Origin of the sequence: Micromonospora sp. NPDC049089, from assembly GCF_040648775.1 — a bacterium.
Lineage (GTDB): Bacteria > Actinomycetota > Actinomycetes > Mycobacteriales > Micromonosporaceae > Micromonospora.
This window is the reverse complement of record NZ_JBEZEH010000205.1, coordinates 1-13127: the sequence shown is the minus strand read 5'-3', so window position 1 is coordinate 13127 and position 13127 is coordinate 1. Positions and strand designations below refer to the sequence as shown.

Here is a 13127-nt window from a genome sequence, read left to right as displayed (position 1 = left end):
CTGGCTCGTCGCTCGGACGAGCCAGCGCGCCGCCGAGCCGCCTCCTGACGATCCTGGAAGCCGTCAGCCCTTTTCCGGGGCCCCGGCCACCCACCGTCCTCACGAGGCGGCTTCTGCGTGCCCGGGGGGATCGCCCCGCACAGGCAGAAACGCCCCCAGCCAGCCGGCTGGGGGCGTTTCCGCGTGTGCGAAGGGGTCAGGACTGGTAGCCCGCCGAGCGGTACTCGTACTCCCGGTCGTCGTCGCGGTCCCCGTGGTCGCGACTGAAGTCCCAACCGCCGGCCGCCTCGCGACCGGGTCGACCACCCACTGCGAAACCGCCGATCTCCTGGCCTCGACGCCAGCCCCGGAAGTAGCCGGTGGTGTTCTCCGCGAGGCTTGCCGCATCACGCACTATGCGCAATGGGCGCTCCTCGCGCAGCGGCGAACCCGGCACCAGGTTGGCCTGCGGCACGCGCTTCGGCAGCCCGGCGTTGGTCTCGGCGCCCACCGCCGGGCGGGCCGCCTGCTCCGCGGCCTGCCAGCCGGTGTCGGCGGTGGTCGACCAGTCCAGGTCGGACTCCTCGGCCTGCCCGACGAACCAGGCCGACTTGGCCTGCGCGAAGATCAGAAGATCGCCGTCGCCCTCGTCGGCGACCGGCGGCGGCCGGTGCTCCATGGGCGGTGGCCGGTGCTCGACCGGGGGTGACGGCCGATGCTCGGGGGCGCGCTCGGTGCGGGCGGCCGCCCGACCGTTGCGAGCGGCCTGCTCGCGGTCGACCAGGCGCAACGGGGGCGTCTCCAGGTGCTGGTCCGCGGGAGGGTTGAGCCCCTCGCGCAGCGCACGGTCGGCCAGCGGCGGCGGCTCCACCAGCCGCAGCATCGGCGGCTCCGGCGGCAGGTCGTCCGCCAGCCACGGCGGGGTGACCCGACCGTCGGCCCGACCCGGGTCGGTCGGAGCTTCGACACCGCGGCTGCCGCCGTACGAGTAGGCCACCGGGTTGTTCGGTGAGCTGTCGGACGGGTCCTCCGGGTTGTTGACCAGCGGCCAGTTCGCACGGGAGCCGGGCGGTGCGGCCTCCTGCCCCGGTCGGGGGGTCGGCACCGGAATGCTGAGATCGGTGGCGCTGAACCCGCCGGTGGGTGGCTCGTCGACCGGGCGTTGCAGGTGGCTCGGCCGGGGCTCACCGTTGGTCTTGGGGCGGGGCGGAATGACCGTCCGCTGCCGCTCGGCCCGCGCGTTGTTGATGGCGGCAGTGGTCAGCGTCGGCCGGAACGGCTCACCGGCCTCGGCCGGCGGCACCATGCCCCGCTGCGCCGGCGCGATCGGGGTGATCCCGGGCGGCGGAGGCGGCGGCGCGGAGACGGGCCGGTTGGTCGGGCCGTCGATCCGGCTCGGAAGCGGCTCGCCGCGACTGGGCAGCGTGGACTGCGGCGGACCGGCCATCGCCGCCGGAGTCATCGGCGCGGGTGCGACCGGCGGCGGCGTGACCGGGGCGGGTGCGACCGGCGGCGGCCCGAGCGGGCGGGGCGACGCCAACGGCGCGTTACCGGGGATCGGCTCTGGACGGCTGCGCCGCCCGACAGCGGGTGCCGGGTCGGCGGCGGGCGGAGTGGGTCGGACCGACCGCAACCCGGCGTTGGTGCCGGCGAGGCCGGTCAACCCGGCGTTGGTGCCGGCCAGGCCGGTCAACTCGCCGACCGACTCGCCGCGGCGGGCCGCAGCCCGGCGGCCGGGCGCCTGGACCGGCGTGCTGACCCGCGAGCTGAGCGCGCTGACCAGCGCCTCACACCCGGCGTCGCAGGCTCGTACGGAGGCGACGGCCTGGCGGACCGTCTCGGCCACCGCGGACGTGAGCGCCCGGTTGACCGCGGCCCGTCGGGGTGTCTCGGAGATGGCGACCCGCAGGGCGGTGACCGCCTCGTTGATTTCCTCGGCATCGGCGACCCCGTCCGCGGCGAGGTGCGCGGCGATGGCATCCGCCGCGACCGACACCTCGCGGCCCCGGGCCACGGTGCCGCCGAGCATGCCCGGCTCGGGCAGCGCGTCCAGCACTGCCAGAGAGACCGGCTCGGCCGGGTCCGGGTAGGCGCGCAGGGCCGCCGGGTAGAGCTCACGCAGAACCTCGCGCAGCGCCACGGCGGCGGAGTGCCGGCCACTGGCCAGCGCGGCGTGCGCGGAGAGCACCTGCTTGTATCCGGCAAGGTCCCGGGGCGCCGGCAGGGTGACGGCGGAGAGCGCCCCCGCCTGCAACGCGCGGGCGAGGCCGACCGCCCGCCGTTCGGCGGGAGGCGACTGCATCTCCTCAAGAGAGTCGTCGTCGGCGAAGCGCTCGGCGAAGTCGTCCACCGAGTCGTCGTCAGCGATCGCCAGGGGTCGCCCCGCCGCGCTCAGCAGCGACGTGACCGTGTGGTCGTCGCTGTCGGCGGCGATGGCCGCACCGCTCGGCCCGCCCGACCGCTCCACGAGCAGCGCGACGAGCTGGGCGTAGCCAGCGGCGTCATCGCTGATCTCGCAGACATGCAGCAGACGGCCTGCGTCGTCGACCACAGCGGACGTCAGCGTCGAACCGGCGGAGGCCGGTCGGTCAGCCGGATCCGCCGAGGCCAGACCGCAGTAAACGCGCACGAGCGCCACGGCGTCGTCCTCCTCCCGGGACAGGTCTTTCCTCTGCCAGCAACTGATGCTCCCCGGTACGGGTCAGTCGCGCCAGTCCACCACCGCAGAGATCTTGCCGACAATGGTGCGCCAACCCAAACTTGCGGTCTGCGCCCCGATCTTCTTCAGCCGTCGCCGAGCCATGAACGCGCCGATCCCGCCGTTGGCGGTGCCACGCAGAGCCTCGTCCAGGTCGTCGAGGCTGGAGCCGGCCGAGAGCATGTCGAGTACCGCAGGCAGCCGCAATGCGTACGAGAGGTCACGCGCGGCCTCGCCCGCCTCGATCAGCAGGGTCGAATCCCACGTGTCGTGCCCGCCGCGCAGGTTCTCCACGACCAGGTCGAGCTCGTAGGTGTCCTCGTCCAGCGGAGCGATATCTGCCGGCTCCACCCGTTCGGACAATTCATTCCAGCTGTCCAGTTGGGACAGATCGTTTGGCGCACCGGATCGGATGAAACTGACAAGCGACTCGGGGGTCTTGAACAGCAGCAGCTTGCCCCGGTTGCTGAGGAAGACCGGCACCTCCTCGTCGTCCGCCTCGTCCGCCTCGTCCGCGACTGCCTCGTCCGACTCGTCGTCGGTCTCGGTGTCGGTGGCGGCGCCGCCCCGGCGGCGCGTCGACTCGTCGTCCTCGTCGGCGAACTCCTGGGCCAGCTCCTCGTCGAGGATGACGACGGTCTCGTCGTCCTCGTCCTCCTCCTCGATCGCCTGGCGGCGGGCGAGGAACGGGTCGTCCTGGTCGCGCTCGGTCACGTCGGTCGGAGTCAGCGAGCTGGCCGGTCGGTACGCCCGGAGCGTGAAGCCGGTACCGGCGGGCAGGGCGATCTCCACTGGGTCGATGCGCAGCTCGTCCCAGAGTGAACGGTCGATCGACGCCGACGGGCGGTCGGTCTCGACCTCGTCTGGCTCGGCCGCGCCGGTGGTGTCGTCGAGCTCGGGCTCGTCGGCGTCGGGCCGTTGGGGCGACTGGCGGGCCACGCTGACCTCCGTGTGCTTCGGGTTGCCCACCCACCGGCGTCTCTGACCGGCGAGTGACTCTGGGCACATACCCTAGTCGGCGGCCCTGGGTGACCGGTGCCCGCACCCCGGTGGCCGGTTGGGGCACGGGTCCGACCTGCTGGTCGTCGTCGCTGGCGAAGTGACGATTCGACAAGTAGCGTAGCTACGCATGAAGGCGCAGGCGCTGCACGGCCATCTCGACGCTCTGCTGCTCGCCGTGCTCGAACAGGGCGCGCTGCACGGCTACGCGATCATCGAAGCGCTGCGCGCCCGCAGTGACGGCAGTCTGGATCTGCCCACCGGCACCATCTATCCGGCGCTCCGCCGCCTGGAACGCGCCGGTCACGTGGCGAGCACCTGGAGCACTGTCAGCGGCCGGGAACGGCGGACGTACCAGCTCACCGACTCCGGCCGGCGGGCGCTGGCCGGGGAGCGGGCCGGTTGGCGCGAGTTCCAACTCACCGTCGGCCGGTTCCTCGATTCCGGCAGCCCGCCCACCCCGGCCTGACGCGCCACTGCTGATGCGCCCCCTCCGGGCTGGCCCGTTCGCGCCGGCCGGTGGTCAGCGGCTGGTGGCCAGCAGCCAGCCCCGCGCCGCGCGGGTGAGCGAGAAGTAGGCGCCTCCCACCAACACCGCTCCGATGATCATCGGGGGCCAGTGCAGTGCCGCGTCCCAGAGGTTCAACGACCAGGTGAAGAGGGCACCGCCGGCCACCATGCCGAGGATCAGGGCGCCGGTCAGGCCGGTGCCCAGGGCACGCTGGGCCAGAGCCAGGCCCGGCCGGGGTGCCCGTGCGCTCGCCCGGACCACCAGCAGGCCGGCCACCGAGAGCAGCAGCGTGCTCATCCAGATCCAGTCGACCGAGTGGGAGAGCAGCAGGTAGCCGGCGGGCGGGCGGGGGCCGTCGCTCCAGCTCGCCCCGCGCCAGGTCAGATCGCCGGCGGCCACCCCCACCCCGGCGACCGCCAGCATCCGCAGGGAGAGTCCACGCAGGGCGCCCACCGCCAGCTCGGCCTGCCAGGACGGGAGCACCTGCGCCGGTGAGCCGAACTCGGCCACCGCCCTGCGCTGCGCCTCGGTGGGTGGCACCCCGCTCTCGCGGTACGCCTCCACGGCGTCCAGCAACCCGTGCCGGGCCTCGGTCAGCAGGTCGGACTTGAGTCGCGCCGGCCCCTGCAACCGGGCGGCCAGCTCCCGCAGGTGCTCGTCGACCATCACGTCCTCACCGCGCCACATGGCACCACCTTGCCACGGACCCCGGCCGGTCGACGTCCGGGAGAACCCTGGTCCGTCCCGGAGCCGGGTCAGGGGGCGAGCGCCAGGTAACCCCGTTCGGCTGCGGCCTGGAGCAGCCACTGGTCCCGGTACCAGCCCGGGGCCGCCACCAACTCGGCGTGCCGACCGCGCTGGATCACCCGACCGCCGTCCAGGACCACTATCTCGTCCAGCTCGGCCAGCCCGCTGAGCCGGTGGCTGATCAGCAGCACCGAGTGCCCGGCGGGGGTGGCGGCGAGGGCGGACGCGAGCACCGCGTCCGCGGCGGCCGGGTCCAGACCTTCAGTGGGCTCGTCGAGCACCAGCACCGGTGGCGCGGCGAGTAGTGCCCGGGCGAGCGCCAGCCGCTGCCGCTGCCCACCGGAGAGCTGCCCGCCCTCCTCGCCGACCAGCGTGTCCCAGCCCGTCGGCTGGGCACGGACCCAGTCCAGCAGGCCGGCGGCGGCGGTGGCCCCGGTCAGCTCCTCCTCGCCCGCTGCGGCCCGCCCGAGCAGCAGGTTCTCCCGCACCGTGGCATGAAAGACGTACGCCTCGGCCAGCAGCCCGCCGACAGCGCGCGGCAGCGCCTCCTCGGCGTACGCCGAGAGGTCCTGACCGTCCAGGGTGACCCGGCCGGACGTGGGCTGGACGGTGCCGGTCAGCATGGCGGCCAGTGTGCTCTTGCCGGCGCCGCTCGGGCCGACGACCGCGATTCGGCGTCCCGCCGGCAGGTCCAGGCTGACCCCGTCCAGGGCGGGTGCCGCGCCGGCCCGGTACCGCACTGTCACGTCGACGAAGCGCAGATCGTGCGGGCCGGTCAGGTCCGTTGGACCAGTCGCCGTCGCCGTCGCCGTCGCCGTCGCCGTCGCCGTCGCCGTCGCCGCCGCGGCCGGCGGGTCGGTGTCGAGCAGGTCCGCCACCCGGGTCAGGCCGGGCCGCAGCTGCGTCCACTGCCGGGCCGCCGCTACCAACGCCAGCGTCACCTCGACGGCGGCCAGCGTGCCGACGGCCAGGACGCCCACCAGCACCCCCCGCACGTCGGCGGCGAGGGCGACCAGCACCACCGCAGCGGCGGTCACGCCGGCGGCCAGTACGCCGGCCGCGTCCACGGCGAACCCGGTGGCGGCCAGCCGACGTTCCAGCCGGGCCAGCCGGTGGGCGCGCTGCTCGGCGGCGCGCAGCGTGATGTCGGTCGCCCCGAACGCGGCCAGGTCGGCGGCACCGTGGGTGAGGTCGATCGCGTCGGTGGCCAGCGCGCCCCGCAGGGGGGCCACCTCGGCCGCGCTGCGGCGGGTGACCGCGGTGGCCAACGCGGGCAGTGCCACCCCGGCGACCAGCAGCCCGACGGCGAGCGCCCCGGCGGCCGGTGGTGAGATCAGCGCCGCCACGGCGACCGCCGTCACACCGACCACTGCCGCCGCCGAGGCGGGCACCAGCACCCGCAGCAGCAGGTCCTGGACGGCCTCCACGTCGGAGACCAGGCGGCTCAGCACGTCCCCCGAGCGGTGCGCCGTGCCACGGCGGGCGGCCAGGGTGGCGAAGACCCGGGCCCGGACGTCGGTGATCATGCGGAGCACCGCGTCGTGCCCGGCGAGTCGTTCGGTGTAGCGAAACACGCCACGGCTGATCGCCAGCGCCCGGACCGCGACGATCGCCACTGTGAGGCGGTCCAGCGGAGGCTGACCGGCGGCGCTCATCAGCAGCCAGGTGGCGGTGGCCATCAGGGCCAGGCCGGCGAACTCGGTGGCGGCCGCCAGCAGCCCGGCGCCGACCAGGCGGCCCAGGTACGGCCGGGCCAGTCGCAGCACCGTCCGCTCGGCGGCGGCCCGCCCGGCCGGTGCCGACCCCTTCTGCCCGGTCATCGAGCGGCCTTTCCGGTCGGTTCGGGCGTCAACTCGGTGACCCGACCGTCCTCGATGCGCAGGATCCGGTCGGCGTCGGCCAGCAACGCCGGTCGGTGTGCGACGAGCAGCGCCGTCCGCCCGGCGACCAGGCGACGGGTGGCGTCGAGCACCACTGCCTCGGCCGCCGTGTCGAGTCGGGCGGTGGGTTCGTCGAGCAGCACCACCGGGGCGGAGCGCAGGAACGCCCGGGCCAGTGCCACCCGCTGCCGCTGCCCACTGGACAGCCCGTGGCCGCGCTCACCGAGCACTGTGTCCAGGCCGTCGGGCAGGCCGGCCACCACGTCGTCCAGGGCGGCGTCGTGCACCGCGGCGGTGAGTACGTCTGCCGGGGTGTCCGGCGCGCCGAGGCGGATGTTGTCGGCCAGCGAGGCGGCGAAGAGGTGTGCCCGCTGCGGCACCCAGGCGAGCTGTCGGCGCCAGGCGTCCGGGTCGGCGGTGGCGAGGTCGACCCCGTCCACCGTGATCCGGCCGCTGGTCGGCGTCACGAAACCCAGCAGCAGGCCGAGCAGTGTGCTCTTGCCGGCGCCACTGGGCCCGATGATGGCGATCCGCTCGCCGGGTCGGATGGTTACTGTCACGTCGCGCAGCGCTGTGGTCCGCTCGTACGCCACGGTCACCCCCTCGAACCGGATCTCGGCCCGCGCGTCGGGGACGGAGGCACCCTCGGCGGCCCGGGGCGCGGTGGGTGCGGCGGAGACGGTCAACGCCTCGTCCAGCGCGGCCAGCCCTTCCATGCTGGCGTGGAAGCGGCTGCCGGCGGCCCGCAACGGCAGGTACGCCTCCGGGGTCAGGAGCAGCACCAGCAGCGCGGTCTGCAGGGCCAGCCCGCCACCGAGCAACCGGATGCCGACCGGCACCGCGACCAGCGCCACCGAGAGGGTGGCGACCAGTTCGAGGACCAGCGCGGAGAGGAACGCGATCCGCAGTGTCTTCATGGTGGCGACGCGGTGCCCGTCGGCCATCCGGCGTACCACGTCGGTCTGCGCCCGGGCCCGCCCGAACGCACGCAGCGTGGGCAGCCCGGCGACCATGTCCAGGAAGTGCCCGCCGAGCAGCGCGAGCCGCCGCCACTGCCGCTCGGTGGCGGCCTGCGCCTGCCAGCCGAGCAGTGCGCCGAAGACCGGGATCAGCGGCAGGGTCAGCGCGATGATCACCGCCGAACTCCAGTCGGCGAAGACGACCCGCGCCAGCACCGCGAGGGGCACCGTCACGCTGAGCACCAGTTGCGGCAGGTACCCGGTGAAGTACGCGTCCAGCGCGTCCAACCCACGCCCGGCTAGGGTGGCGATCTCACCAGCCCGCTGCCCGGCCACCCACCCGGGCCCGTGCCGGCCCACCGCGCCGAGCAGGTCGGCCCGCAGCGTGGCCTTGACCGTGGCGGCGACCCGCGCCGAGACAGTGCCCTGCGCCCACACCAGGGCCGAGCGGGCGGCGACAGCGACCACGAAGCCGGCCAGCGCCGGTCGATCCAGCCGACCGTCGATCGCGGTGGCCAGCAGCGACGCGAGCGCGGTGGCCTGCGCCACGATCAACCCGGCGGCCAGCACCCCCAGGAGCGCGAGCACGGCAAGATCGCCCCGGGCCGCAGGGACCCGGCGCAGCAGACGCGGGTCGAACGGACGGCGGCTCACCAGTACACCGGTGCCCTACCGTCGGTCCGTCCTCGGAAAACCCACCAGCACATTGCCTGGAAGCCTAGTAGGGCCGGAAGTAGCGGCAGCGCCACCCAGCCCAGCAGCCGCAGGGTCGGTGCGCTGGCGGCCGCGTCGGCCACCCGCAGCGAGGCGTCCGGGTCGGTCGTGGACACCAGCACGTAGGGCCAGAGAGCTGCTCCGACCAGCAGCACCGGCAGCGCCAGGGCCGCGCCGGTGGCGACCAGAGCCCACCCCGGCCGCCGCCGGGCCAGCGCCGCACGGGCCGCCAGCAGCGCCGCCACGAGCAGCACGGGCAGGAGTACGGCCACCGCCGGCCGCTGCACGGCGTCGCGTACCCGGGCGGAGAGCAGGCCCACGACGGTGGCCAGGGCGACCGCGGTGAGCGCCACCGGCACCAGCCGGCGGGCCGTACGGCCGACCACGGCGGCGGCCTCGGCCGACAGTCGCAGGGTGAGGAAGGTCGCACCGTGCACAGCGACCAGGGTGACCATGGCCAGGCCGGCGGCGGCCGCGAACGGGGTGGCCAGGTGTGTCACCCCGCCGACGTGCCCGTTGGCCGTCAGGGGTACGCCCTGCAACAGCGCGGCGAGCAGCACACCCCAGCCCAGCGCGGCGAGGACGCTGCCGATCACCACGACGCGGTCCCAGCGGGCGCGGACCCGCTCGTCACTGGGCCGGCTGCGCAACTGCACCCCGACGGTGACCAGGATGACGCCGACCAGGGCACCGGCGACTGCCGGATAGCAGCCGGCGAGCAGCTCGCCCTCCAGGAGGGGGAACGCGCCGAAGAGAATGCCCATGGCGGCCACCAGCCAGACCTCGTTGCCGAGGAAGAACGGGCCGAGCGCGGTGAGCGCCTCCCGGCGCCCGGCCGGACCGACGCCGCGGGCGAGCAGCAGCCCGACGCCGTAGTCGTAGCCGGCGAGCACCAGGTAGCTGGCGAAGAAGAAGCCGAGCACTGCGTACCAGGCGAGGTCCACTGTCTACTCCTCTACAGGAGGGCGGGTTCGGGGTGGGCCGGCTCGCTGGGCGGTACCGGTGGGCGGCCGAGCGCCGGGTCGGCCGCACCGCGTCTGGCGTGCCGGGCGAGCAGCACCCAGTTGGTGACGGCGAGGGTGCCCAGCAGCAGGCTGAACCCGATCAGCGAGGCGAGCATCAGCGGGGCGCTGACCGGGGAGACGGCCTGCTCGGTGGGGAGCAGCCCGTACGCCACCCAGGGTTGACGGCCGACCTCCCGGGAGATCCAGCCGAGGATCACCGCGATGAACGGCAGCGGCAGGGCGAGCAGGATCAGCCAGAGCGGGAAGCGCAGTCGGATGACCCAGTCCCGGAAGAGCAGGGGCAGCAGGAGCCAGACGCAGCCGAGGGTGAAGCCGATCAGGATCATGAAGCCCAACCCGACGCTGGCCAGCACCGGCGGGGTGTAGTCGCCGGGGCCGAACCGCGTGGTCCACTCGGCGATCAGCGCCTGGCTTTCCGGGCTGTCGCCGCCGAACTTGGTCGGCTGCACCGAGCCCACCGGGCCGAACTGGGCGAAACCGAAGCCCTGCACCATCGAGATGGCCAGTGCCGCGGTGACCAGGCCGATCCGCAGCGAGGTGCGGAAGAGCGCGAAGTCCGGGGTACGCCGGATCAGGTGCCAGGCGCTGACCGCCGCCATCAGCATCCCGCCGACCAGCAGCGCAGCCGAGACCACGTGCCCGAAGGCCATGCCGAGGCTGGGGTTGCTGAGCAGCGCGCCGAAGTCGGTGAGGTGGGCGATCCCGTCGCGGACCTCGTAGCCGACCGGGTTCTGGAGCCACGAGTTGGCCACCATGATCCAGAACGCCGAGGCGTACGCGGTGATCGCCACGCCCCAGAGCAGCGCGAGGTGGACGCCCTTGCCGAGCCGGTGCCAGCCGAAGATCCACATTCCGAGGAAGGTGGACTCCAGGAAGAACGCCACCAGCGTCTCGATGGCCAGGGGCGCGCCAAACACGTTGCCGACGTAGCGCGACAGGCCGCTCCAGTTCAGCCCGAACTGGAACTCCATCACGATCCCGGTGGCGATGCCGAGCACATAGTTGATCACGTAGAGCTGGCCCCAGTAGCGGGTCAACCGCTCCCACTTCGGGTTGCTGGTGAGCACCCAGGCGGTCTGCATGCCGACGAGCAGGGTGACCAGCCCGAGTGTGACCACCACGAACAGGAAGTGGATCGAGGTGGTGGTGGCGAACTGTAGGCGGGCGAGGAGCAGGGTGTCCATGACCAGCCCTCCAAAGCGTTGGCTCCCTTGTCGTAGCCACCCTACACGTAGCTAGCCTACTGGTAAGTCCTACTACACCCTGTCGTAGGAAACGTTACTACGTAACGTAGTAATAAAGCTCGCGCTCAACCCTGGCCCTCGTGCCGCAGGGCCCCGGGTCCGTCACCGCCCCACCCCGTCGATCATGGAGTTGTGGTGGGTGACAAAGTCCCCGTTAGTGAACAAACCAGGCACCAGAACTCCATGATCGGCCCGACCGGGCCGCGATCTTGCACTCTCTGTCCCCGCATAGGGCGCATTCAACGCTTATCGACGACCGAAACTGCAAGATCGGCGGAGCGGGGCGGGGCGGAGCGGGGCGGGGCGGGGCGGGCGCGGGGGTGGGCGCGGGGTGGGGTGGGGTGGGGCGGTCAGGGACGACAGCCTGGATCTGGTGATCGGTGTGGGGTGTGGGGCAGCGGGTCGCCGCCGGGGTGCCCGGTGGGCGTCAGCTCAGGAAGAGGGTGACCGGGAGGGCGACCAGCGTGGCGGCGACCGCGAGGGCGGTGGCGCCGAGCACCCGGGGCGGCCGGTCGCTGACCAGCAGGCGCTGCACCCGTACATCGAGATCCCGGTCGCCCATGCCGAGCGCGCCGGCCGGGGTGATCCGGTGCCCGGCGGCGGCGAACCGGCGCAGCGCACCCGCCAGTGGCGCCTCGGCGTGCAGCTCGCGGGCCTTGTCGTCGGCGCGCATCTCGACCAGCAGGGCGACCCGCTCGTGCGCGTCGCGCACCCAGCCGAACCATGGCAGCGCCCGGCACAGCGCCGTGAACGGCAGCAGCACCAGGTCGTGCCGCTCATGGGCGTGCGCACGCTCGTGGCTGAGAACCGCTGCCAATTCGGCCCGGTCCAACATGCTCAGGGTGCCGGCGCTGATCACCACCTGCGGCTTCACGCCCGGCAGGCAGTACGCGGCGGCGCTCGGATGATCCAACACCAGCGCGCCTGGCGCGGCCGGGTCGTTCCGGGCGACCAGGGAGAGCAGGTCCCGGTGGCGACGCTGGGCGCGTACGGTGCCGTGGATGCTGCGAACGGTCGTCGTGACCAGCACCGCCCCGATGCCGAAGCCCACGCCGACGCCGGCCAGGTGGAACGTGCCCACCCCGATCGGCAGGGCGCCATGGGCGAGGTCGTTGGCAAGGGCGAGCAGTGCGCTACCGGTCGACCGGTCGTACGCGCTCAAGCCGAGCGCCATGGGCAGGCCCATCGCCGAGAGGCCCAACGCCAGCCCGACGGCCTGCCAGCAGACGATCGCCACCCGCGGGCTGCGCCACGTCCAGGTGGAACGGGCCAAGACCTGGGCGGTCAGATAGCAGGCCAGCATCGTGGCGGCGAAGTGCACGGCGTAGGCCATGGCGCGCGCCCTACCGCTCCGCTGTCTCGCCGGCGGCTCGTCGGCCCGCCGGCCCGTCCACCCGGTCGGTCAGGGCGTCGGTCCTGCCCGCGTCGCCGCCGGTGGAGCCCGGCCCGGTCAGGCCGGCTTCATCGCCCAGGGCTGCTCGCAGCACCTCGGCCTCGGTGCCGGTCACCGAGCGGGCGAAGCGCACCAGCGCGGCGTCCCGGCTGCCACCCAGGTCGAGGGCGTCGAGCATGAGTTGAGCGATGTGCGCCTCGCGGCTGGCCGCCGGACGATACCGCCAGGCCCGACCCTCCCGCTCCCGTTGCACCATGCCCTTGCCGGCGAGCCGGTCCAGCACTGTCATCACAGTGGTGTACGCCAGCTCACGGCCATCGAGCGCGTCGGCCACCTCGCGCACGGTCACCCCGTCCGACGTGCCGGGAACCACGTCCCACAGCACGTCCATCACCGCACGCTCAAGATCGCCCAACCGAGTCACAAACCAATCCTACCCCCGGTAGTAGACCCCCACCGCCCGTCCCCACCCACCCTTCCCCGCCCACCACCAACCCCACCCACCCCCGCCACCAGCGATCATGGGATTGACCGGGTCCAAAGAGATCAGAGCCCCCGCCAACCCCATGATCACCAGGGGAGATTGGCGGAACAGCACAAGCGCAGGACAAGAACAGGGATGTTGCTGCCTCCGAGGCGCTGGAGGCAGCAACATCCCTGAAGCTGCCGTGGATCCTGACCGGCCGCCGCCAGCGAACCCGGATCAGCACGCCAGCGGACCCGGGCAAACCCGGGCGGACCCGGCGGGGCGGTGCGGGGCGGCCCCGGGCGGTGCGGTGCGGGCGGCGAGGTCAGCCGACGCCCCGCCGACCGGCAACCCGACCCAAGGCAGAACAAGTGAGCTGACCCACCCCGACAAACCCGGCCCACGTCAGGTTTTCCGGGGGGAGCCCGCCCACGCAGGGATCAAGCCTGACCGCCCGGAGTGGGCGGACACCCCCCCCGGAAACCGCCCCCCCACAACCCCAACGCCGAGAC

General features: G+C 73.6%; 10 protein-coding genes. 1 reads left to right on the top strand and 9 read right to left on the bottom strand.

Annotation, left to right across the window (positions count from 1 at the left end; genetic code table 11):
- Positions 1–196 precede the first annotated feature (196 nt).
- Entirely contained in the window at positions 197–2641 is a 2445-nt protein-coding gene (locus AB0B48_RS27490; protein ID WP_357206523.1) for a transposase, read from the bottom strand.
- 39 nt (positions 2642–2680) lie between these two features.
- Positions 2681–3646: a DNA primase gene (locus tag AB0B48_RS27485; RefSeq protein ID WP_357206521.1), complete on the bottom strand. Its 966-nt coding sequence runs from the start codon at positions 3644–3646 to the stop codon at positions 2681–2683.
- A gap of 160 nt (positions 3647–3806) precedes the next feature.
- On the opposite strand from AB0B48_RS27485, the gene AB0B48_RS27480 reads away from it, so the two are divergent.
- Positions 3807–4145: a helix-turn-helix transcriptional regulator gene (locus AB0B48_RS27480; protein WP_357206520.1), complete on the top strand. Its 339-nt coding sequence runs from the start codon at positions 3807–3809 to the stop codon at positions 4143–4145.
- A gap of 54 nt (positions 4146–4199) precedes the next feature.
- Here AB0B48_RS27480 and AB0B48_RS27475 read toward each other — a convergent pair whose 3' ends face one another.
- The 7 genes from AB0B48_RS27475 to AB0B48_RS27445 all read right to left on the bottom strand — a co-directional run bounded on the left by AB0B48_RS27475 (position 4200) and on the right by AB0B48_RS27445 (position 12573).
- Positions 4200–4874, bottom strand: a complete 675-nt coding sequence (locus AB0B48_RS27475; RefSeq protein ID WP_357206518.1) for a permease prefix domain 1-containing protein — start codon at positions 4872–4874, stop codon at positions 4200–4202.
- Positions 4875–4942: 68 nt separating this feature from the next.
- Positions 4943–6754 (bottom strand): thiol reductant ABC exporter subunit CydC, encoded by a 1812-nt coding sequence (gene cydC, locus AB0B48_RS27470; RefSeq protein WP_357206516.1) that lies wholly within the window; start codon positions 6752–6754, stop codon positions 4943–4945.
- The gene (gene cydD / locus AB0B48_RS27465; RefSeq protein WP_357206514.1) at positions 6751–8427 is read right to left on the bottom strand and encodes a thiol reductant ABC exporter subunit CydD; all 1677 of its coding nucleotides are present in this window, start codon (positions 8425–8427) and stop codon (positions 6751–6753) included. Before cydD ends, cydC begins: the two co-directional genes overlap by 4 nt.
- On the bottom strand, positions 8424–9431 hold the full coding sequence (locus AB0B48_RS27460; RefSeq protein WP_357206512.1) for a cytochrome d ubiquinol oxidase subunit II: 1008 nt from the start codon (positions 9429–9431) through the stop codon (positions 8424–8426). Before AB0B48_RS27460 ends, cydD begins: the two co-directional genes overlap by 4 nt.
- 11 nt (positions 9432–9442) lie before the next feature.
- Positions 9443–10696: a cytochrome ubiquinol oxidase subunit I gene (locus tag AB0B48_RS27455; protein ID WP_357206511.1), complete on the bottom strand. Its 1254-nt coding sequence runs from the start codon at positions 10694–10696 to the stop codon at positions 9443–9445.
- Between the two features lie 487 nt (positions 10697–11183).
- Positions 11184–12089, bottom strand: coding sequence for a M56 family metallopeptidase (locus AB0B48_RS27450; RefSeq protein ID WP_357206509.1), 906 nt, complete (start codon positions 12087–12089; stop codon positions 11184–11186).
- Between the two features lie 10 nt (positions 12090–12099).
- Positions 12100–12573 carry a BlaI/MecI/CopY family transcriptional regulator gene (locus tag AB0B48_RS27445; protein ID WP_357206507.1) on the bottom strand — a complete coding sequence of 158 codons (474 nt, stop codon included), beginning with the start codon at positions 12571–12573 and terminating at the stop codon, positions 12100–12102.
- Positions 12574–13127 lie beyond the last annotated feature (554 nt).

Bases quoted from the DNA above. Each gene is read 5' to 3' on its own strand.
- AB0B48_RS27480 (WP_357206520.1), top strand. From the start codon at position 3,807: ATGAAGGCGCAGGCGCTGCACGGCCATCTCGACGCTCTGCTGCTCGCC.
- AB0B48_RS27475 (WP_357206518.1), bottom strand. From the start codon at position 4,874: ATGTGGCGCGGTGAGGACGTGATGGTCGACGAGCACCTGCGGGAGCTG.
- cydC (WP_357206516.1), bottom strand. From the start codon at position 6,754: ATGACCGGGCAGAAGGGGTCGGCACCGGCCGGGCGGGCCGCCGCCGAG.
- AB0B48_RS27455 (WP_357206511.1), bottom strand. From the start codon at position 10,696: ATGGACACCCTGCTCCTCGCCCGCCTACAGTTCGCCACCACCACCTCG.
- AB0B48_RS27450 (WP_357206509.1), bottom strand. From the start codon at position 12,089: ATGGCCTACGCCGTGCACTTCGCCGCCACGATGCTGGCCTGCTATCTG.